17 protein-coding genes are annotated in these 21,573 nt (G+C 37.3%); 9 read left to right on the top strand and 8 right to left on the bottom strand.

What is annotated here, in order from left to right:
• Window positions 1–184: 184 nt before the first annotated feature.
• The 6 genes from clcA to tilS form a co-directional block, all read right to left on the bottom strand.
• Window positions 185–1,537: a H(+)/Cl(-) exchange transporter ClcA gene (gene clcA, locus DSM03_RS08255; protein WP_236638803.1), complete on the bottom strand. Its 1,353-nt coding sequence runs from the start codon at window positions 1,535–1,537 to the stop codon at window positions 185–187.
• Window positions 1,538–1,857: 320 nt separating this feature from the next.
• Entirely contained in the window at window positions 1,858–2,031 is a 174-nt protein-coding gene (locus tag DSM03_RS18970; protein ID WP_161568054.1) for a hypothetical protein, read from the bottom strand.
• 251 nt (window positions 2,032–2,282) lie between these two features.
• Complete coding sequence (locus tag DSM03_RS08250; RefSeq protein WP_128760912.1) at window positions 2,283–4,106, bottom strand: DUF885 domain-containing protein; 1,824 nt, start codon at window positions 4,104–4,106, stop codon at window positions 2,283–2,285.
• 9 nt (window positions 4,107–4,115) lie between these two features.
• Complete coding sequence (locus tag DSM03_RS08245; protein WP_128763088.1) at window positions 4,116–5,960, bottom strand: CocE/NonD family hydrolase; 1,845 nt, start codon at window positions 5,958–5,960, stop codon at window positions 4,116–4,118.
• A gap of 82 nt (window positions 5,961–6,042) precedes the next feature.
• A complete protein-coding gene (locus tag DSM03_RS08240; protein ID WP_128760914.1) occupies window positions 6,043–8,055 on the bottom strand; it encodes a protein-disulfide reductase DsbD family protein in 2,013 nt (670 codons plus the stop codon).
• On the bottom strand, window positions 8,048–9,361 hold the full coding sequence (gene tilS / locus DSM03_RS08235; protein ID WP_128763087.1) for a tRNA lysidine(34) synthetase TilS: 1,314 nt from the start codon (window positions 9,359–9,361) through the stop codon (window positions 8,048–8,050). The genes DSM03_RS08240 and tilS overlap by 8 nt, the downstream gene beginning before the upstream one ends.
• Before the next feature lie 244 nt (window positions 9,362–9,605).
• On the opposite strand from tilS, the gene DSM03_RS08230 reads away from it, so the two are divergent.
• Window positions 9,606–11,321: a SulP family inorganic anion transporter gene (locus DSM03_RS08230; protein WP_201740423.1), complete on the top strand. Its 1,716-nt coding sequence runs from the start codon at window positions 9,606–9,608 to the stop codon at window positions 11,319–11,321.
• Here DSM03_RS08230 and DSM03_RS08225 read toward each other — a convergent pair whose 3' ends face one another.
• Window positions 11,322–12,275 (bottom strand): lipid A-modifier LpxR family protein, encoded by a 954-nt coding sequence (locus tag DSM03_RS08225; RefSeq protein ID WP_128760917.1) that lies wholly within the window; start codon window positions 12,273–12,275, stop codon window positions 11,322–11,324. It lies immediately after the preceding gene.
• A gap of 132 nt (window positions 12,276–12,407) precedes the next feature.
• Between DSM03_RS08225 and DSM03_RS08220 the strand changes: the two genes are divergently transcribed.
• From DSM03_RS08220 to DSM03_RS08210, 3 genes are all read left to right on the top strand, one after another.
• Complete coding sequence (locus tag DSM03_RS08220) at window positions 12,408–12,869, top strand: DUF1572 domain-containing protein (RefSeq protein ID WP_128760918.1); 462 nt, start codon at window positions 12,408–12,410, stop codon at window positions 12,867–12,869.
• Window positions 12,870–12,939: 70 nt separating this feature from the next.
• Window positions 12,940–13,821 carry a sterol desaturase family protein gene (locus tag DSM03_RS08215; protein ID WP_128760919.1) on the top strand — a complete coding sequence of 294 codons (882 nt, stop codon included), beginning with the start codon at window positions 12,940–12,942 and terminating at the stop codon, window positions 13,819–13,821.
• 75 nt (window positions 13,822–13,896) lie between these two features.
• Window positions 13,897–15,234 (top strand): MBL fold metallo-hydrolase, encoded by a 1,338-nt coding sequence (locus DSM03_RS08210; RefSeq protein ID WP_128760920.1) that lies wholly within the window; start codon window positions 13,897–13,899, stop codon window positions 15,232–15,234.
• 101 nt (window positions 15,235–15,335) lie between these two features.
• Here the strand turns inward: DSM03_RS08210 and DSM03_RS08205 are convergent, their stop codons facing one another.
• Window positions 15,336–16,118 (bottom strand): transglutaminase-like domain-containing protein, encoded by a 783-nt coding sequence (locus DSM03_RS08205; RefSeq protein WP_128760921.1) that lies wholly within the window; start codon window positions 16,116–16,118, stop codon window positions 15,336–15,338.
• A 577-nt stretch (window positions 16,119–16,695) separates the two neighbouring features.
• On the opposite strand from DSM03_RS08205, the gene DSM03_RS08200 reads away from it, so the two are divergent.
• From DSM03_RS08200 to udk, 5 genes are all read left to right on the top strand, one after another.
• On the top strand, window positions 16,696–18,084 hold the full coding sequence (locus tag DSM03_RS08200; protein WP_128760922.1) for a cytochrome ubiquinol oxidase subunit I: 1,389 nt from the start codon (window positions 16,696–16,698) through the stop codon (window positions 18,082–18,084).
• A 10-nt stretch (window positions 18,085–18,094) separates the two neighbouring features.
• Entirely contained in the window at window positions 18,095–19,132 is a 1,038-nt protein-coding gene (gene cydB, locus DSM03_RS08195) for a cytochrome d ubiquinol oxidase subunit II (protein WP_128760923.1), read from the top strand.
• 683 nt (window positions 19,133–19,815) lie between these two features.
• Window positions 19,816–20,373: a YeeE/YedE family protein gene (locus tag DSM03_RS08190; protein WP_128760924.1), complete on the top strand. Its 558-nt coding sequence runs from the start codon at window positions 19,816–19,818 to the stop codon at window positions 20,371–20,373.
• A complete protein-coding gene (locus DSM03_RS08185) occupies window positions 20,373–20,786 on the top strand; it encodes a DUF6691 family protein (protein WP_128760925.1) in 414 nt (137 codons plus the stop codon). The genes DSM03_RS08190 and DSM03_RS08185 overlap by 1 nt, the downstream gene beginning before the upstream one ends.
• Window positions 20,787–20,963: 177 nt before the next feature.
• Entirely contained in the window at window positions 20,964–21,572 is a 609-nt protein-coding gene (udk, locus tag DSM03_RS08180; protein ID WP_128760926.1) for a uridine kinase, read from the top strand.
• Window position 21,573: the final 1 nt, after the last annotated feature.

Below are 21,573 nucleotides of genomic sequence, written 5' to 3'. Positions count from 1 at the left end.
GTGTTTTTCTTTTTTAGATATTTTGTAAGAAATTGAAAAATCTTAAAACGATTTAGTATAAAATTAACATAATGAATTGTAAAATTATTTTGTAGCTTTACAATGTCATTGACAATTTAGGGGTGAAAGGCACTTTGCGCGAGCAAGGTGTTTTTCTTTTTTAACCCTTTTGTTACCTGTCGATTTATAGCTTATCTGCTGCACTATTCGTTAAGATCCTTCTTAACAATGTGGCATATAAAGGTTCATTTCCTACTAAAACGGTGATTATAGAGGCAGAAACGCTCGTTATGATCAAAGGAAGCATCATCCCATAATTTGCTGTCATTTCTACTGCCAGAACTAAACCGGTTAACGGTGCTCTTAGGGTTGCTGCAAAAATAGCTGCCATACCCGCAATAGCAAAACTTAAAGGGTTAATGCCTAAATCAGGAAACAGCGTGTTAAAACCAATACCCAAAAGCATTCCCAGTAATGCGCCCAGTGTGAGTAGCGGAAGAAATATTCCACCAGAAGTTCCTGTACTGTAACTAAATATTGACAGTAAAAAACGTATGCTAAATAAAAAAAATAAAACGACAAGACCCGGGCTATCTGTAAAAACTGAATTTATCAAATCATAGCCACCACCTATTAATTGAGGATATAAAATACCTACACCTGCAATCAATAATCCGGAGATTAGCGCAACTGGTAGTATTCTAGACTTTAGATAATGCTGCACAAAATTCATACTTGAGATCAGCATTTTATTAAAAACCAGCCCTATAATACCAAAAACAATACCTAATACACTAAACAACCAGTATTCTTTTAAAAGTGGAGCAGCAAAGGATTGAAGCACAAACTCTGGATTGTCTCCTAAAATCAAGCGACTTACAAAATCTCCTGTTCCCGCTCCTATCATTATAGTTGCAACCGAAAAAAACGTGAATTTAAAATGCTCATGCATTTCTTCAATCACAAATAGGATACCTGATAAGGGCGCATTAAAAGCCACAGAAAGACCTGCTGAAGCTCCAGCTGAAATAAGTGAATTATCTTCAACATCAGGTTGTCGGGTCAGGTCTTTGACCATTCTGCCAATATTAGCGCCTATTTGAATGGTAGGTCCTTCCCTGCCTAATAAAAGACCACTTCCCAAACTCAATATAGAAGCGATAAACTTTATGGGAATTACCCGCTTCCAACGAACAGGTCTCACGTTATCCAACGCACCTTCAATTTCCTGTATTCCACTACCGGAAGCCTCAGGAGCATATTTTTTAATTAAGTAAAGGGATAAAGCAATGGCGCAAACGGCACCCAATACTATAAAACAAATAGGTAGTATGTTTCCGGCTTGGGCACTTATCTGTATGACTTTACGATAATTTTCCAGATACACTAGAATAAGTCTAAAGCCTGATCCCAATATTCCTACAATACTACCAATACCAAAAGCGAGAATTAAAAGCCGGTAATTTTCGGCATTAGCAATATGAAATTGCTTATTAATGGCTGAACGTTTAACAGGATTTTTAAGATTGAGCTTCACCGGTCATTTCTTTTTTACATTCCCTAATCTCAATGATTTGAGTTTTTTCGGTTTCAAATTAAAGTGATAGCATCTTAGCTTAACCAATGTGCGAAAGTACAGCGTGAAAAGCTATGCAAACCTTTAAAAAAAGGCTAAGCAACGATTAAAATACTAAGATTGAACGATCACTGAAATCGTATTAAGTAAACGAAATTACAGAAAATATCGAAAGAAAGAAGATCGCTAAACACTAACTTGGTAAAACAATAATTAAACGTTCAGATGAATACATTAAACTGATCAATTTAATTTTATCAATACATAACCAGCCTCCTAACCTACTCCAACTGATTCTCTTTAGGCTTCTTCAGTTCCAGATTAAAACGATCTCTGCGTATCAGCGTACGTTTTCTAAATAACAGGAAAATAATATAGCCAAACCAACTAAAAATACCCACGAGCGCGACCCAGAAAATCAATTCTTGTGTTGATTTAAATTTTTTATAACGCAACTCAAAGATTACCAGTATAATAAATAAAATTCGAAGGTATATCAAACTCAAAAGAGGCTTTATTGTAAAGTTAGACACCTGAAACTACTCAATTTGCACGGTAAATCTGCCATGCATATATTAAAATCAGTTTCCTTTTTTAGAAGAAGATTCTTCTGCTGTTTGAATCGTGTTTAGCTTAGGGATTTAAACCCCATAAAAAAGCAGGTCAACATGACCCGCTTTAAACGTATTTGAAAAGGCATCTTTTACTACTCCTTAGAGGCTTCTATATATTCAATCACGCGATCTTCTAAAACAGCAAGTGGTAACGCTCCCTGACCAAGTACAACCTCATGAAATTTACGAATGTCAAAGCTTTTACCCAGTTCTTTTTCAGCTTTTGTTCTCAATTCAAGAATTTTATTCATTCCTATTTTATAAGCAGTTGCCTGGCCCGGCATCACTATATGGCGCTCTACCATTTTTACACAATCACTTTCTGCATTGGGTGTATTTTCTTTGTAATAAGTAATCCCCTCTTCACGAGTCCATTTTTTATCATGAATACCGGTATCAACAACCAGTCGGCAGGCACGCCATAATTCCATTGCAAGACGTCCAAAGTCGGCATACGGATCTTTATAAGCTCCCATTTCTTTAGGTAAATACTCACAGTACAGTCCCCAACCTTCTATATAGGGCGTGTAACCACCAAATTTTCTAAACTTCGGCAAGCTATCTAGTTCCTGAGCTATTGCCAATTGCATGTGATGACCAGGAATTCCCTCATGATAAGCCAAAGCTTGCATCTGGTATTTAGGCATAGCTTTCATGTCATAAAGATTTGCATAATAAATACCCGGCCGTGATCCATCTGAAGCTGGCGAATTATAAAAGGCTTTACCGGCACTTTTCTCTCTAAAGGCCTCTACGCGCTTAATAACAATTTCAGCTTTAGGCTTGGTGATAAATAATTCATCAAGACGACTACGCATCCCATCAATAATAGCTTTTGCTTGCTTCATATAAGCTGCTCTTCCTGCATCAGAATCTTCATAATAGAATTGATCATCACTTCGCATAAACTCAAAGAAATCCTGTAAGCTACCTTCAAAACCCACATTTTTCTTAATCATTTCCATTTCGGCATGAATACGAGCAACTTCGTCTAAGCCTAACTGATGAATCGCTGCTGCACTCATATGTGTAGTTGTAGACCTGTTTAAAGCAACGGCATAGTACTGATCTCCACGAGGAAACTTCCAAGCGCCATCATCTGTAGTAGCTCTAATCTTTTGATTATCTACGAAAGCAATCAACTCTTCATACGCAGGTTTTAAACTGTCTATTAAAGCTTCAGAAGCTTCTTTGATCAGCATATTCTGAGTCTCTTCATCCAACTTTAATTTTTCAATTTTAGACTGAAAATCGGCCAGAATGGGCATTTGCTCTGTAGATTTTTCAAATGGTCTTCCCTTTAGAATGTTTTTACTGTCATCTAAAACCCGGTCCAAAACAAATTTAGGAGGAATAATCTGATTGGTTTCGCGAATACTTAACTGATTCTGAAGCTCCTTAAATAAAGGCTTCACGCCTCTGATACGTTCAATATACGCTTTAGCATCACTGATGCTGTCTATACGGTGCTTATTTATTAAAAATGCCGGTACAGTCGAGTGTAAACCAAACATCTGATTCACCGGATAATTGTAAAATCGGTATTCATAATCCTCAATGGTATGCTCCAGATTGAGTTTGTATAATTCATAACTGATTGCTGTAACCGTATCAAGCGCTTCAACGTTAACCTCATTATTTAAATATCGCAAACGCTCTTTAGCTCGATCCAGTTCTTCGGCCATTTGACCTGAAGAAATATCATCCCATTTACCATAATTAGTTTTAAAGCCTAAACTCGTTTGCCATTGTGGCGATAGCGCCACATCTGCATCAAACTGCTCATCAAACCACGCATTAAGTGCCGCACTAGATGATGCGATCTCAACTTCAGTATAGGTATCAGTTTTTTTGGTATTGCATGAAATTACCAGTATCAAACATATGAACAAGAGTAAACGGGATACTATTTTCATAAAATCATTTTATTTTAAAACACTAAACTGAATTTCTGAATCACCAAAAACCGTATGCGTCTGTTTAGTAAAATCTTCTGCTCTAGCTTTATAAATATTAGGAACAAATGTCTGTGGATTTCGATCTATTAAGGGAAACCACGTGCTTTGAATCTGTATCTGAAGTTTATGTCCTTTTAAAAACGTGTGATTCACACCTTGTAGGGTTAGAGCAACTTCGGTTTTCTTGTTAGCTTCAAAGGCTTTAGGTTCACTGAAACTTTCCCGAAAACGCCCCCGCATTACTTCACTACGCACCATCATATGGTAATTTCCCATTTTAAGATACTTTTGAGTTTCTGGGAAATCTTCAGCGTCAGGAGGATATACATCAATCACTTTTACGACCCAGTCTGCAGCAGTACCTGTTGTAGCCACTTGCAGTGTTGCCAGTATTTCTCCGCTTAGAGTCATATCTTCGGATAACACTTCGGTTTCATAAACTAAAACGTCTGGTCTTCTGGCAGCAAAACGCTGATCATCGGTCATATATTTTCGAGGTGTAAACACCATTTTTATATCTTCTGAATACGGAACCGGTTTAGAGGGGTCACTCACAAATGCATTTGCATAATCTGCCGAAGCTGTTTCGGTAAGCATTTGGTTTTCGCCTAAATAAAAAGTTTTAGTTTCAGCAGCTTTTGGAGGCCATTGTGCATAGCTATCCCACTCTCGAGAGCCACTGTCATACATTGACGCTTCAGGGAAATCAATAGCACCCTTACCATTGTTTTTTAGAAAATGATTGAAAAACTTAGTCTCATAATCCTTTTGAAAATCTCTAGAAAGATGGTCTCCAAAATATACATTTCCTATCGCTTGACGCTCACTAGAACGCGCCCAATCGCCATGACTCCATGGACCGTAAACTAAAATATTGTAATTATCACTAGTCTCTTCTATCTTTCTGTAGGTGTTAAAGGGACCGTATAAATCTTCTGCATCAAATAAGCCACCTACAACCATCACTGCCGGTTTGATATCTTTTAAATGCTGAATAATACCACGGCTTCTCCAGAATTCATCATAATTAGGATGGTCTTTTATCTGCTGCCAGAACACGTTATCTTCTTTATAATACGCATCAAGATTAGTCAACGGACCTGCATCTAAAAAAAACTGATATTGATCTTCACTAGGCAAATCAGGAAATGCATACCACGGCTTGGTCACCGGTTTGTCTTTCAGATAACCAAAAAGCGAAATAGCTCTCCAATAGCTTTCTAAAAATGCACCATTATGATGAAAATCATCAAAAAAGAAATCTGAAATACACGCTTGCGGAGATACTGCCTTTAATGCCGGGTGCTCACTTAACAACGAATAGGTCGCATAAAAACCAGGGTATGAAATTCCCCAGGTTCCTACATTTCCGTTATTGTTAATTACGTTTTTAACTAACCAGTCAATCGTATCATAGGTGTCACTAGCCTCGTCAACTTGTTTTCCTTTTTTATTAGGAATATAAGCGCGCATATTATCGTAAACGCCCTCACTATTCCAGCGACCACGCACATCCTGTTGTACAAAAATATTTCCCTCTTCAACCATAAACTGGTTAGGGCCTATTCTGCCTTTAAAATTATCTTCTCCATAAGGTGCGCAACTGTATGGCGTACGCATCATTAAAATAGGATACTCCTGAGTTTTATCTTTTGGAGAATAAATAGTGGTATGCAAAGAGACACCATCACGCATTTCTATCATTACTTCTTTCTTGTCGTAATGTGCTCTTACATATTCTTCAGTCTGCGCCTGTATGGAACAAACAACAAACAATAGCATTAGGACAATGCATCTTTTAAGGTTCTTCATTTAGAGGTTTATTAAAATTAGTATTCGATTGTCGAATTCAAAATTGATTTCATTCCGAGGTATACCAGAGTCGCATCAAGATTTAATTTTTAAAATTGCTTATACCTTCTGCTAACCAGGCTTCAAATTCACCTACATCTGGTGTATAACCTACAGGCTGATTAAGTTCATTTTCATCTGTATCCAGTAATACATAATACGGTTGAGCATTGATTTTATAGTTTTTAATCTGAAAATCACTCCATTTATTACCTATAGTTTGTACACGTTTTCCGGTAGTTTCACTTACGTATTGCTCAGCTTCTGATAACTCCTCTTTCAAATCTACATAAAGTGAAATAAGCACAACATCATTTTGAAGTTTACCTAAAATCTGAGGTTCACCCCAAACGCGTTCTTCCATCTTACGACAATTAACACAGGCTTTACCTGTAAAATCTAAAAGCACCGGTTTGTTCTCTGCTTTTGCGAAAGCCATACCGGCATCATAATCTGTGAAAGTTATCAATTGATACGGACCGTATTCTGCTTCTTCCGGTAATTCTGAAACAGTACCAGCAGAACCACCTTTCATATACCCCACACCAAAAGGTGACTCACTGTAATTCATAGGTGGTGGGAAACCACTAATTAATTTAAGTGGCGCTCCCCAAAGACCTGGAATGAGATAAATAGTAAATGCTAAAACAAAAACACCCAGTATCATTCTGCCCGAAGAAATAGAATTTACCGGTGTATCGTGTGAAGTTCTTATTTTCCCAAATAAGTATAATGCTAACGCTCCAAAAATGGCAATCCAGATTGCTAAGAATACTTCACGTTCTAGTAAATGAGCCTGTAAAACAAGGTCAGCATTAGATAAAAATTTAAAAGCCAATGCGAGTTCTAAAAATCCTAAAACCACTTTAACAGAGTTCAACCAGCCTCCAGATTTGGGTAATGAATTCATCAAACCGGGGAACAACGCAAATAATGCAAACGGGATAGCGATGGCTAATGAAAAGCCCAGCATTCCTAAAATTGGAGCCAGACCACCTTCTGCAGCTGCTTGTACCAGAAGTGTTCCTACAATGGGTCCTGTACAACTAAAAGAAACAATTGCAAGTGCCAGCGCCATAAAGAAAATCCCGATAATACCCCCACGATCTGCTTTACGATCTACTGCATTTGCCCATGAATTGGGCAACATTATTTCAAAAGCGCCAAAAAATGAAATGGCAAATACCACAAGTAGAATAAAGAAAATGATGTTGAACCAAACATTTGTAGATAAAGCATTTAAGGCATCTGCGCCAAAAACACCAGTTACAAGGGTTCCCAAAAGCACATATATTACAACAATGAAAATTCCATACAAAATGGCATTTCTGCGGCCCACAGCAAGGTTTTTACTTTGTTTTGTAAAAAAGCTAACCGTCATTGGGATCATTGGAAACACGCACGGTGTCAATAAAGCTAAAAACCCAGATGCAAACGCTAGAAAGAAGATTGTCCACAGGTCTTGCTTTTCTTCTTGCTTTACTACTTCAGCAGCCGGTTTGATCTCTGCTACTTTTTCTTCAACCTTTTCCTGAATTTCTCCATAAGATTGAAACGTATTAAAATCGGTTAAAACGTTTCCGCTTTTATTTTCAATATCAAAAATCACATAGCGTTCTTCATTGATACAAACTTCTTTACAAACCTGATATTTAAGTATCAGTTTAACAAGATTTACACTTTTATCAGACACCTTAATCTTTTGAGTCAGACTCATAGCATTACTGAAAAAAGTTTCATCAACCTCAAAGATATCGCTGTAAACAGTCTCTGTCTCACTTTCTACAGTAGGACCTTCTAACGTGTAAGCTTCATCCGCTTTTAAATATTCTAGCTCTAGAGGCAACGAACCATCAGGATCTGTAAACTGGGAGTACACGTGCCATTCTGGCTCTATTTGTCCTTTTAAAACCAATGTATAGGTATCAGCTTCCCCGGCCTCTACTTGAGCGCTCCACAGCACAGGATCAATAGAACTGTTGGGGCCTCCAAACCCTTGAGCATTGCTCGTTAAATTACAAAGTAAAACACTTAATAGTAATAGGTATTTAATCATATTCTGCTGTAAATTTTACAAGATTAGAGGTTGTTGAATTTATTTTATAGCGGTCATCGGTGCGTTCACCTATTACCCAGATAATATCTTCTTGAGAACATAAAAGCCAAACAGCTTCTTTTTGAATTGTTGAGTATTTTAAATCTTTAAAGAACTTGCTCAGTTTCTTTTTACCCTTCATACCAAATGGATAAAAAGTATCACCTTCCTCCCACTTGCGTATCATTAATGGAAACTCTAAAAGATTGAGATCAAAATAAGCTTCATTAGTATTGGGTCGTTTAAAATCGTGTACGCTTTCTTTTTTTAGCTTTAAATCGGGTAACTGCAATTCGTGTTGTGCACTTTCAAATTTATATACTGAATTTTCTCGTTCTGTATTTTTAATTAATATCAACACATCCCGATCTTTAATCAGTCGGTAGCTTTTTGAAGCTACGTACTTTCCGGGTTGGGCATCTAATAACTCATAAATATCGTCCCAGGCTGTAAAATCAAAATTCTTTAAAAGTTGGTATAATACCGCTTTAGTATTAGGAGTGGCTTTAAGCTGCGCAATATTGAGATCATAACCTTTAAAAGATTGCGTTACGATTTTTGAAAATAGCAGTGCGGTATAGTCTTCCAGAAGATTTGCCGATTCTTGCAAATGCTGTTGGCTTTTTTTAAACTGGGTTAGAAACTGTGGTGCAGCCTCCTCTAATGCCGGGATCGCGTGATGTCTCAAATGATTCCGTAAATATTTATCAGCACTATTACTGCTGTCTTCTCGCCATTTGATGTTGTGTTCCTGCGCATATTTGGCAATTTCCTCTCGGCTAAAAGGCAATAAAGGCCTTATAATAAAATCACCTTTAGCTTCCATACCGGTGAAACCTTCTATGCCACTGCCTCTGCTAAGGTTAATTAAAAATGTCTCCAGATCATCTTTAGCGTGATGCGCTGTAACTACATAACTCAATTGGTTTTCTATACATACTTCTTCAAACCAAGTATAACGCAATTCACGAGCAGCCATTTGGGTTGAAACTTTTTCGGCTTTAGCGAAGGCTTCGGTATCAAATTTTTGAATATGAAATTTCACGTTTAAGTTAGCAGCTAATTGTTCTACAAAAACAGCATCTGCATCGCTTTCTTTTCCGCGAAGTGAAAAATTACAATGAGCAATCTCAAAATCCCAGTCATTTTTACTGAAAAGATGCGCCAAAACAACACTATCTAAACCTCCGCTTACCGCTAACAAAACTCGCTTGTTTTTAAGCTTAAAAAATTGGGATTCTAAATGTTCTTTAAAAGCAGTAATCATACGTAGTATAAACAATGCGGAGCCAATTTCCGCCAAAGCCGTAAATATACAATTTTAGGCTCCAAGAGTTCACAGACTTTGAGTGGAGTTTGTAATGCCTTTATGATAAATAAAATAGAAATTGAGATAGGTATTTAAAAGGAGTGGCTTAATAATTATTGTATTTTTAAAATCAGTCCTAAGTAACCTGAGTTACTTTTGAGTTTGGATCAAGACAGTATATTTGACCGCAAAACAAAAGATATTGAAACGGTATTTTCCCATCTTAAGTTGGTTACCTAACTATAAAAAAAGTTATTTATCAGGTGATATTTCTGCCGGAATAACCGTTGGGATCATGTTGATCCCACAGGGAATGGCCTATGCAATGATTGCTGGCTTACCACCGGTTTTTGGACTGTATGCTGCGCTTATTCCGCAAGTTATTTATGCGATAATGGGAACCTCGCGCCAACTGGCAATTGGCCCCGTTGCAATGGACTCATTATTAATCGCAAGTGGTCTGGGAGCACTTGCGATTACAGGAATAAATGAATACATCTCGATGGCTATATTTCTGGCCTTATTCATTGGGGTTATACAAGTTTTGCTTGGTTTTTTAAAGATGGGATTTTTGGTTAATTTTTTATCAAAACCTGTCATTAGTGGCTTTACTTCTGCCGCGGCCTTAATTATAGGCATCAGTCAGCTGAAGCATTTATTGGGAATCACCGTGACCAGTAACAAAACTTTACAGATCTTTCAACAAACATTTAATCAACTTGATGCGATTAATCCTATGGCCTTGCTTGTAGGCTTAAGTGGCATAGGAATGATGTTGCTCGTAAAACGCATTCATAGTCAGATACCGGCAGCAATAGTTGTGGTTATCTTGGGTATCGCGCTAGCCTATTTTACACCAATTACAAACTACGGATTAAAATTAGTCGGGAAAATCCCAGAAGGGCTTCCCGCTTTTAAAATACCAGATATTCCGTGGACGAGTCTTGGCGAACTATTTACGCTTGCACTGGCGATGTCTTTAATTGCTTTTATGGAAGTTGTTTCAATAGGAAAGGCTTTAGAAGAAAAGTTGAAGTCTAATAATATTAATGCCAATCAAGAACTCATCGCGCTGGGAACCGGAAATATTCTAGGTTCTTTTTTTCAATGCTATCCTACAACAGCAGGTTTTAGCCGTACGGCGGTTAACTTTCAAGCCGGTGCAAAAACGGGTGTTGCAGCTTTTATAAGCGCCGCTTTAGTTGCATTAACCCTACTTTTTTTAACGCCGGTATTTTACTATTTACCTAATGCGATTTTGGCTTCAATCATAATGCTTGCAATACGAAGTTTGATTGATTTAAAATACCCTAAAGAACTTTATAAAAATCAGAAAGACGAGTTCCTCTTATTGATGGCTACGTTTTTCATCACGCTGTTTGTGGGTATTCAGGAAGGAATTATTCTGGGTGTTTTATTCTCATTACTGCTGATGGTTTACCGCACTTCAAAACCGCATATGGCTGTTTTGGGTCAGATTAAAGGAACTACTTATTTTAAGAACATCAACCGTTTTGCAACAGATATCATAGATAGAAAAGACATTCTCGTAGTTCGTTTTGATGCGCAATTATTCTTTGGGAATAAAGATTATTTCTACAAACAACTTAAACGTCACATCAAGGCAAAAGGCTATGATCTCAAAACAATAATCATCAATGCAGAAGCCATAAATTATATAGACAGCAGCGCTATTTATATTTTAAAATTTCTCATTCTTGAATTGCGCCAACGCGAATTAACCTTGATGATCGCTGCGGCAACGGGTCCTACGCGTGATATACTATTTAAAACTGGTGTTGTAGATCTTCTGGGTCAAGAGAATTTATTTGTTCGGGTAGTTGAGGCTGTAGAATATGTAGACGGTGTACACCCCAGAACAGAAATTGAAGACCGCGTTTCTCGTCAAAAATATTAATCAATTGAATTTATAGGTGCCGGCTAATACTGCAAACCGATGCGGTTTATTGTCCTCTATTTCACCCTCGGTATAATTCCATTTTAAACCCATTGTAAAGCGTTTTTTAGCAAAAAATAAACCCACGTGGCCGTTGAGAATACTGTGATCTACTAAATCTCTGGGTACAACTTTTTCGCCGTAGGCGTTCGCATTTTCAATAGTAGCATTAAATACTGAAAAATTCATATTAAAACCGGCCTCAATAAAAATCTCTGTATTTCCGTTACCTAAAAGACTTTGCTGGCGCGCGACAGATTTTGAGATGGTTTCAAATTTTCCGAACCTAAAATATACTCCCGGTTCAATAAATGTGAAAATATTACCAGCTGAAACGCGAGTTATTCCATAAATATTCAGCCAGTTTTCAGTAAAAATATCCTGGGCATAATTGGCTCTTAAATTGAACCCAAATTGATTCGGAATTTGCTGCTCCCATTGATCCACAAAGATATCTTTTGAGAAGTATTCGTGAATAAAATTCTGTATTTCTCCTGCCTGCACAGCTGGTCCCAAAATTCCCAGGTCAATTTTCAACTGAAGATAAGAGCGTGTAAAACCATAGTTGGTCACAAAATCAAAATATCCCCAACCGGCATAGGGTTGTCTGGTTTTTACAATCTGATACGTACGTGCATAATCTGGTGTGAAAGCCTGTATATGTGCACCTATATGATGACTAAAAGCTTTCTTTTCAGGAAAAAGTTTGGAAATAAAATTTTCAGAATTGGGCCTCCATCCCATTCCAAGATGTATTCCGTAAGTGTAATGCCAGTCAGTGCGTGTCCCAAAAATGGTAAAATCGTTATCGTGACCTACCAAAACCTCATAACGGTAAACAGGCTCGGCTTGCGCTTGTAATTTTGAAAAGCAAAAACTTAAAAGTAAGAAGACTAAACCAGCCTGTTTTTTCATTCTTGCAAGCTAAGTTCTTTTATAAAATTGTACAAAAGCTTTTTAAAAATATAGAGCTAGTCTCTATTTTAGAATTTGAAGATGCGCAAAATGCTTATTCATTAACTTTATACTCAGTTTAAACAATTGTTTATGTCAAAATCCCGTGAACTTTCTAATCGTTTACAAGAAGTTATTATAGATGGTACCTGGATTGCCAATACAAATTTTAAAAACCAATTAGAAACTTTGAGTTTCAAAGTTGTTACTCAAAAGATTAAAAATTATAATACCGTTGCAGACCTTGCTCAGCATATACACTACTATATTAACGGCATAAAACAGGTTTTTAACGGTGGAAAGTTAACAATACAAGACCGGTATAGCTTTGATTTCCCTCCTATTAAAACGCAAAAAGATTGGGATTTTTTTCTTAATAGATTTTGGAAAGATACTTCTGAACTATGCGAATTGATAACCCAGTTATCTGACGAAAAACTGAACGCGGTTTTTGTAAAACAAGAATACGGAACTTACGCAAGAAATATAGAAGCACTAATTGAGCACAGTTATTATCATCTCGGGCAAATAACGCTTTTACTTAAGAAAGAATAGACAGGAAATGCTCTTATAATTACTCCGAGAAAACTCGTAATGTTATAGTTATAAAACCGACCTAATCAATGTGGAAAAGTATTTAAAGATCATACAAGATTCATTTTCCGGATATTTTAATTATCTGATTGATGAGATCACAAACCCGGGATGGACCAACTACTTCTATTGGCTCTTAGGTTTATCTTTATTGGTCTTTGCCTTAGAGATATTAATTCCGTGGCGAAAGAAACAACCCGTTATAAGAAAGGGCTTTTGGCTAGACGCTTTTTATATACTTTTCAATTTTTTTCTATTTTCCCTTATCGGCTACAATGCACTTTCTAATGTAGGAGTTGAACTTTTTAATGACTTTCTGGGACTCTTTGGAATCAATAATCTGGTAGCTGTAGAGATTCAGAGTTTTCCCGTTTGGGCACAGCTAGTCATTATGTTTATCATAGCCGACTTTATACAGTGGAATGTGCACCGCATGTTGCACAGAGTTCCTTGGCTGTGGAAATTTCATCAAGTACATCACAGTGTAAAAGAAATGGGTTTTGCGGCGCAGTTCCGGTTTCATTTTGTAGAAACCTTGGTTTATAAAAGCATTCAATATATTCCACTTGCGATGATCGGTTTTGGTATCGAGCAGTTTTTTGTGGTGCATATGCTTTCGGTATTTATAGGGCATTTAAATCACGCGAATCTTGATTGGAGCTACGGTCCTTTGGGTTACCTCTTCAACAACCCGCGTATGCATATCTGGCATCATGCTAAGAAACTACCACCTGAACATAAATACGGGATGAATTTTGGTTTAAGCCTGAGCATTTGGGATTATATTTTCGGTACGGCTTATATTCCGCAAAGCGGAAAGAATATAGAAATAGGTTTTGAAGGTGATGAGAACTTCCCCAAAGATTTTGCGGGCCAGATCACCTATCCGTTTAAAAATAAACTGAAAAATTAATTCATAGTTTATTTTGTGTATCATAGGTTACAGCCACAGCTTATAATCTTCACTATTTTTATCAAAATTCACGTTATGACTATTAAACAATTTGAATACAAGCCTCTGGCACATTTCTCTTATGCTATCTTAAGTGAGGATAAAATCGCTCTTGTAGATCCGGAGCGTGATCCTGCTGCTTATTATGCTTTTGCAGAAGAATATAATGCTAAAATCGTAGCGGTTTTTGAAACACATCCGCACGCTGACTTTATCAGCAGTCACTTGCAAATACATAAAGAAACCGGTGCTATTATATACAATAGCGAAAAATTAGGGGCCGGTTATACACATCAGCATTTTGATGAAGGCGATCATTTTAAAATGGGAAATGTAAATTTTAGTGCACTCAATACTCCCGGTCATAGCCCAGACAGTATTACGATTGTAGCCAAAGCAAAAGATAAAACTGCTTTATTTACAGGTGACACCTTATTTATTGGCGATGTGGGACGACCTGACTTGCGAGAAAAAGCCGGTAATCAAAAAGCCAAACGCAATGATCTGGCAAAGTCTATGTTTGATACCATGATGACAAAATTTAACGATCAGCCCGATAGCGCATTCGTATATCCCGCACACGGTGCAGGCTCACTTTGCGGAAAAGGCATGAGCGCAGATCAGACCTGGAGTACACTTGGCGAACAACGTGAGACCAACTGGGCTTTTAAAATAGACGAAGAAGAGTCGTTTATCAATCATTTACTCGATTCGCAGCCTTTTATCCCGCATTACTTTGGCTACAATGTAGATCTCAATAAAACAGGGGCTGCTACCCTGAGAAATGCTGTAGCAGATATTCCTTTCAATCTGTTTGAAACTGAAATTAATGGCGATGCATTGGTTATTGATACACGCAGCGAAGCAGACTTCAAAAAGGGTCACAAACGCAACAGCTTTAATATTATGGCACTAAAACCAGAGCACAAGTTTGAAACCTGGCTGGGGGCTATTGTAAAGCCTGAAGAGGAATTTAGTGTAGTTGTATCCTATGCGGCACACGTACACGAAGTGCTCGATCGTATTGCTAAAATAGGCTATGAGAGTCAGGTAAAGCGAGTAATAACTCTTGAATCGAATTTTGGTTTAACCCAAGAACTCATCGATCTTAAAGCTTTTAAACAAGATCCAAAAGCTTTTACGGTAGTAGATATAAGAAATACCAGTGAGACCGAAAGCGGGAAATTTTTTGATCACGCATTGACAATTCCTCTTCACGAATTGCGGGAGCGTACAGGCGAAATCCCAACCGAAAAACCTATTGTGGTACATTGTGCAGGAGGCTATCGCAGTGCCACGGGGAGCAGCATACTCGCAGATGCCTTAAAAACTCCAGTTTACGATTTAGGCGAAGCGGTTAACGAATTTAAATAAACCTAAGAAACAGGAAGTAGCTTAAAAAATCCTACTTCCTTTTTTAGTTGTTACGGGAATTTGAAAATACATCATTCTTAGAATTTGTAAACCTGTACTAATCAAATTTGTTCAACTCGCACCTGCTGTTCAATAGGAAAAACAGAAGGACCAAATTGATTAAAAACAGCAACATCAGCAGCATCTTTCCCTAGCCCAAGAATTACATAACCACCAGGCGAACCCAACTGCGTTGCATCAAACGTATACCAGCGGTTGCCTATATATGCTTCAAACCAGGCGTGCATATCCATAGGCTGCAAGTTGTGTAAATAACCTACTACAATACGTGCCGGAATACTCAAACTTCGGCATAACGCTATTCCTAAATGAGCAAGATCTCTACATACCCCATATCCGTTATTATTTACCTGTATTGCAGATAAAGGTTCATTATTGCTGCCGGGTATATAGCTTATAGTAGAACGCAACCAGTTTGTAATCGCAGCGACTTGGTTATATCCCAATAATTGATCCTGTGTAATATGCACGGCAAGTTCGTTAAAGCAATCAGATTCACAGTACCTGCTGGGTAATAAATAGCTCAAAACAGAATCAGGTAAATTCTGAATTTCTACAAACTCTGCTCCATAAGCCTCATCGCTGTAATCTGATGTTACTACCACTGAAGACGTGCTGATAGCGAACAGTCCGCATTGTGCAATTAGACGTTGACAAAGATTACCATAATGGTCTGTAAACTCAAAAACAGGTGTACCTGGTTTAATCTCATATTCCTGGTGTTCAACCCACTGTTGACTTCCGCTACGTGGTCTTAACATGAGAATAAACGGAGTGGGTGTTGAAATCTCAAATTTTAAATTACAACTTATTTTTAGACGCATAGATCAAAGTTAAAAGCACCCATTAGCAACTGCTTCATTAGGTATTGAGATCGAGAATAATTAAATTAATATTTCAACTAATATCGAATAAATGAAGCGCTTACAAATAAAAAATCTAACGAATTATAAATTATTATTGTATTCTTTAAAAACTGATTTTTAAATAGATAAATGCTAATACAGAGTCCTTAGATTACCAAACTCCCACTTTTTTAACTTGAAACTTGTAATAATTAGAAATTCTGTTACAAAAAGGGCAGATTTTGAGATGCAGATCAACTTTCAATCTTAAATCCTAAACGGTTTTATGATAGCTTAAAGCTATCTCTTACCAGCTTTTCAGCAACATATTAATCTATTAAGCAGATCGATTAGTATTTTACTTAACTATAAAAAAATCTATTAATAACCACGTATTCTTTACAAAATTCCTAAACCATTCAAGAATCTTAAAAAGCACACATAGCTTCCTTTTATTTTCATTTTAAAATGAAAGACATTTAACAAACTTTCCTTTTAAATAAAGGGATTAACAGCGATTTGGGTCGTAATTTTATAGTTATAAATCCCGTACAAAATGGATGTAGAATTACTTGCCCGATTACAGTTTGCCTTTACCATTGCCTTTCATTATATCTATCCTCCTTTAAGCATTGGGATTGGCCTTTTGATGGTTGTTTTTGAAAGTCTCTATATAAAGACTAAAAAAGAAGATTACCACATTCTTGCTAAATTCTGGACTAAAATATTCGCGCTTACTTTTGGTATTGGTGTGGTTACCGGTATTGTTATGGAATTTGAATTTGGCACCAACTGGGCAACCTATTCACGGTATGTAGGAGACGTTTTCGGAAGCGCCCTCGCTGCTGAAGGTATATTTGCTTTCGCTTTAGAAAGTGGGTTTTTAGGAGTCTTATTATTTGGTTGGAATCGTGTAAAACCGTGGGTACATCTGGTTTCAACAATTGGTGTTTTCCTGGGGTCTATGTTCTCTGCAATATGGATTGTGGTCGCTAACAGTTGGCAACAGACTCCGGCTGGGTATCACATCGTTGGCGAAGGGTTAATGGCAAGAGCAGAAATTACAGACTTTTGGGCGATGGTTTTCAACCCTTCTAGTGTAGAACGTATTGCTCACGTTTGGCTGGGAGCATTCCTGGCGGGTACGTTCTTAATTCTTAGCGTTCACGCTTATTATATTTTAAAAGGTCGTTTTGTAGCGATTTCTAAAAAGGCTTTTAAAATTACGCTTGTTGTTGCTACGGTTGCTTCATTGGCTCAACTTGTTGCCGGTCATGCTTCTGCAGATGGTGTTGCTAAAAATCAACCTGCAAAACTTGCTGCATTAGAAGGTCATTTTGAAAAAAAGGCCCCTGCAGATCTATATCTTTTTGGCTGGGTAGATAAAGAAAAACAAGAAGTCACCGGTCTCGCAATTCCCGGTGGGCTTTCATTTATGTTAGATCAGGATTTTGACACTCCGGTTACGGGTTTAAATGCTTTCCCTGAAGATGAACGCCCTTCACAGCTCAATGCGGTCTTTCAGTTTTATCATATTATGATTGCGATAGGTATGTTTCTTATAGCTTTAACCTTACTCGGCTCCTATTTACTTTTAAAGAAAAAAATATTCGATAAAAAATGGTTGCTTTGGGTATTTGTTTTTACAGCATTATTACCACAAATAGCCAATCAGGTCGGTTGGTTTGCTGCCGAAATGGGCAGGCAACCATGGGTGGTATACGGACTCTTACGCACAGACGAGGCATTCTCTCAAGCGGTTTCAGCAAACCAGATCCTGTTTTCGCTGATATTATTTATGGCTGTTTACGCCTTACTCTTCGTGCTTTTTGTTTATCTCTTAAATAAAAAAATAGAGCACGGACCGTATGAGGAAGCTGCAGATGATGACGGAGACGATGACCGTCCATTAACCAAAGAAATTTCAGAGGTAGTTACCGGCTAATACAGATATTATGGAAACAGTTTTAGGTATAGATTATCCCACTTGGTGGTTTTTAGTTATAGGAGGCTTATTTTCGGGCTATGCTATTTTAGATGGTTTTGACTTTGGTGCAGGAGCCTGGCATCTCTTCTTTAGAAAAGAACTCAGCAGACGCATTGCTCTTAACGCAGTAGGACCTGTTTGGGATGGGAACGAAGTATGGCTGGTTATTGGTGGGGGAGCGCTTTTTGCCGGCTTCCCAATTATGTATGCTACCTTATTTTCTTCGATGTATATTCCATTTATGCTCTTTTTAATCTTTATCATTTTTAGAGCGATTGCTATTGAATTCCGCGGAAAAGAAGAAATGCTATGGTGGCGTAAACTTTGGGATATTTGTTACAGTATTTCAAGTATAATGTTAGCTTTTTTACTTGGTGTAGTTCTGGGGAATGTATTGCAAGGAATAGCTATTGGAGAAAACTTTGAGTATGAGGGTGCCGGTTTTTTTGAATTTTTAAATCCTTATGCAATAATGACCGGTATCACTACACTGGCTTTATTTATGTCTCATGGAGCTATTTACCTTCTCCTTAAAACCGAAGGACGCCTTTTTGCCAAACTCACTTTTTTACTCAAAAAGGGAATGATCTTTTTTATGGTAAGCTTTGCGATTACAACACTCTACACGTTGCTTTATATTCCGCATTTATCTGATGATTTTAAAAGTAATCCATTGCTTTTTATAATACCTGTATTAACTTTTATGGCCATAGCAAACGTTCCTAGGCTGGCAAATAAAAAAAATTACAAACTGGCATTTTTCTTTTCATCGTTGACCATCAGTTTGCTTTTGGTTCTTGTTGCAATTGAATTATATCCTAATCTGTTATTCTCAACTGTAGATCCTAAATACAGTTTAGATGTCTATGAATCGGCTTCCTCACAACGTTCACTTGGAATTATGCTCCTGTTCGTCGCCATTGGAGGACCACTTGTATTAGGCTACACCTTTTTTGTATATCGAACTTTTAGAGGAAAGGTCAAGCTTGATGATCATAGTTATTAATACAGATCACCTGCAACAGATCAAAACAGTCTGCAATAAAATACAATAAAGAAATAGTAGAATCTTTTTTAAAAACCGCAGGTTTAGGGCGTGTTGAAGAAGGTTTTGAAAAATACATTGTAACAAAATTTATACATCACAATCTGTATTTTAGAGGATCCCGTGAAGCTTTATTGAGTGCTATACAAGAAGATTACAATACAAAACCACATATTGCGATAGAGATCAAATCCTGCTTTAAGGATGCTTATAAGGTGATTACACCCTCTTTGATAACTATACAGTCTATGCAAATAGCTGTAGTGCACATTTTAAGATTTCAGAATTTAAAAAATTGTTGAATTATGGGATCTGAAGCAAATCATTGAATAAAGTTTCATTCAATAGAAATGGACTTTTCTAAAGGGGTTTGTACTACAGGAAAGCTTAAAATGAAATAACAAGCTTTTCTAACCTTGTTATCTATATGGCTTCTGGGGGAGGTTTTGAGATAAATATAAAAGTCCCCTAATCAAGATTTATATTACTGATGTTTTAAAAATTGTGACAACCATAAATTCTAGTTATGCATCAAGCCTAATTATTTATAAGTATGTAACACGTGTTACGTAGACTTATTAGAAGTTTGTGGTTCTTTGTACAACCTTAAAAAAAATATATAAAAGAACCCCTTAAATCTAGCTATGAATTGGATTTACGATCCCTGGCCTTGGTATATAGCCGGCCCATTAATTTCACTAACCATGTTTATCTTGCTGTATGCAGGTAAGCAATTCGGAATGTCTTCTAATTTGAGAACGCTGTGTTCTGTTTCTGGTGCAGGTAAAGCAGCAGACTTTTTTAAATTCAATTGGAAAAAAGAACGCTGGAATCTTACCGTGATGGTAGGTGCAATAATAGGTGGTTTTATTGCCTCTCAATACCTCTCAAACAACACCGTTGAAATCGCTCCAGATGTCATTTCCAAATTGAATGTATACGGTATCAACAGCGCCGGAGAAGCTTATCTACCTACGGAACTTTTCAGTTTAGAAGCATTATCAAGCCTTAGGAATATAGCAATTCTGTTAATGGGTGGGTTTCTTGTAGGTTTTGGAGCGCGATATGCGGGTGGCTGTACATCAGGTCATGCCATTTCAGGCTTGAGCAACCTTCAGTTACCTTCACTTATTGCAGTAATTGGCTTTTTTGCAGGCGGTCTGTTAATGATTCACTTTATTTTTCCCTTAATTTTCACGTAATGAAAACCCTTGTATATCTAGTTATAGGTACTTTTTTTGGTATCCTAATGTACAAATCTGAAGCTGCTTCGTGGTTTCGTATTTTTGAAATGTTTGAGTTTGGAGCTTTTCATATGTATGGCATTATTGGCTCTGCGCTGGTTTTAGGTATTGTTGGCGTACAGCTCATCAAACGATTCAATATCAAGGCTATTGGCGGACAGGAGATGCAATTAAAACCAAAAAATAAAAGCATTGCTCGCTATGCTATTGGTGGCTTATTGTTTGGCTTGGGGTGGGCATTGGCAGGTGCTTGCCCCGGTCCTATGTATGTACTTGCCGGTGCAGGTTATGTTTCGATACTTGTAGTGATTTTCGGGGCATTGCTAGGCACCTTTGTTTATGGCTTGATCAAAGATAAACTTCCACACTAGCGAAATTATTTAGCTTTTCGATAGTTTTCTAAAGGAGGTTTTAGTCAAGAAGATTAAATGACTCTGAATTAAGCGTGTAAAGCTTCACCTTGAAATACTTAAAATTCCAGAATAAGGCCCAATGCTTTTAAGCGCGATTATCGCGTAAGTTTCCTATTTTTGCCGAAAAGTGAGTTTATGCTAATTATAGGAATTGCTGGTGGTACTGGTAGCGGTAAAACAACTGTTGTTAATCAAATTGTGCAGGAATTACCTGAAGGTGAAGTTACTGTCATCTCACAGGATTCTTACTATCGTGATACCTCACACCTCAGTTATGATGAGCGGGTTAAAATAAATTTTGACCACCCTAAATCTATAGATTTTGAATTGCTGTGTAAGCATCTTGAGCTATTAAAAAACGGGGAAACTATTGAACAGCCTGTTTATTCTTTTGTAAAGCACAACCGTACCAGTGATAAGGTGATTACACATCCTAGAAAGGTTGTGATTGTAGAAGGCATTTTGATCCTCACGCACCCTGAAATAAGAGAGTTGTTTGATATCAAGATCTTTGTACATGCTGATTCTGATGAGCGACTTATACGTAGGTTGAAGCGGGATATTGCAGAACGTGGAAGAGATTTGGAAGAAGTTTTAACACGATACCAGACCACGTTAAAACCCATGCATCAACAATTTATAGAGCCTACTAAAGAATATGCAGATATTATCATACCTTATAACCGATACAACAACGTCGCTATAGATATCGTTCGCAGTATTATAAATCAACGTTTGGTTTAAC

This window comes from Leeuwenhoekiella aestuarii (genome assembly GCF_004104055.1).
GTDB lineage: Bacteria > Bacteroidota > Bacteroidia > Flavobacteriales > Flavobacteriaceae > Leeuwenhoekiella > Leeuwenhoekiella aestuarii.
The sequence above is the reverse complement of the archived record's forward strand: the minus strand, read 5'-3'. Positions and strand labels throughout refer to the sequence as shown.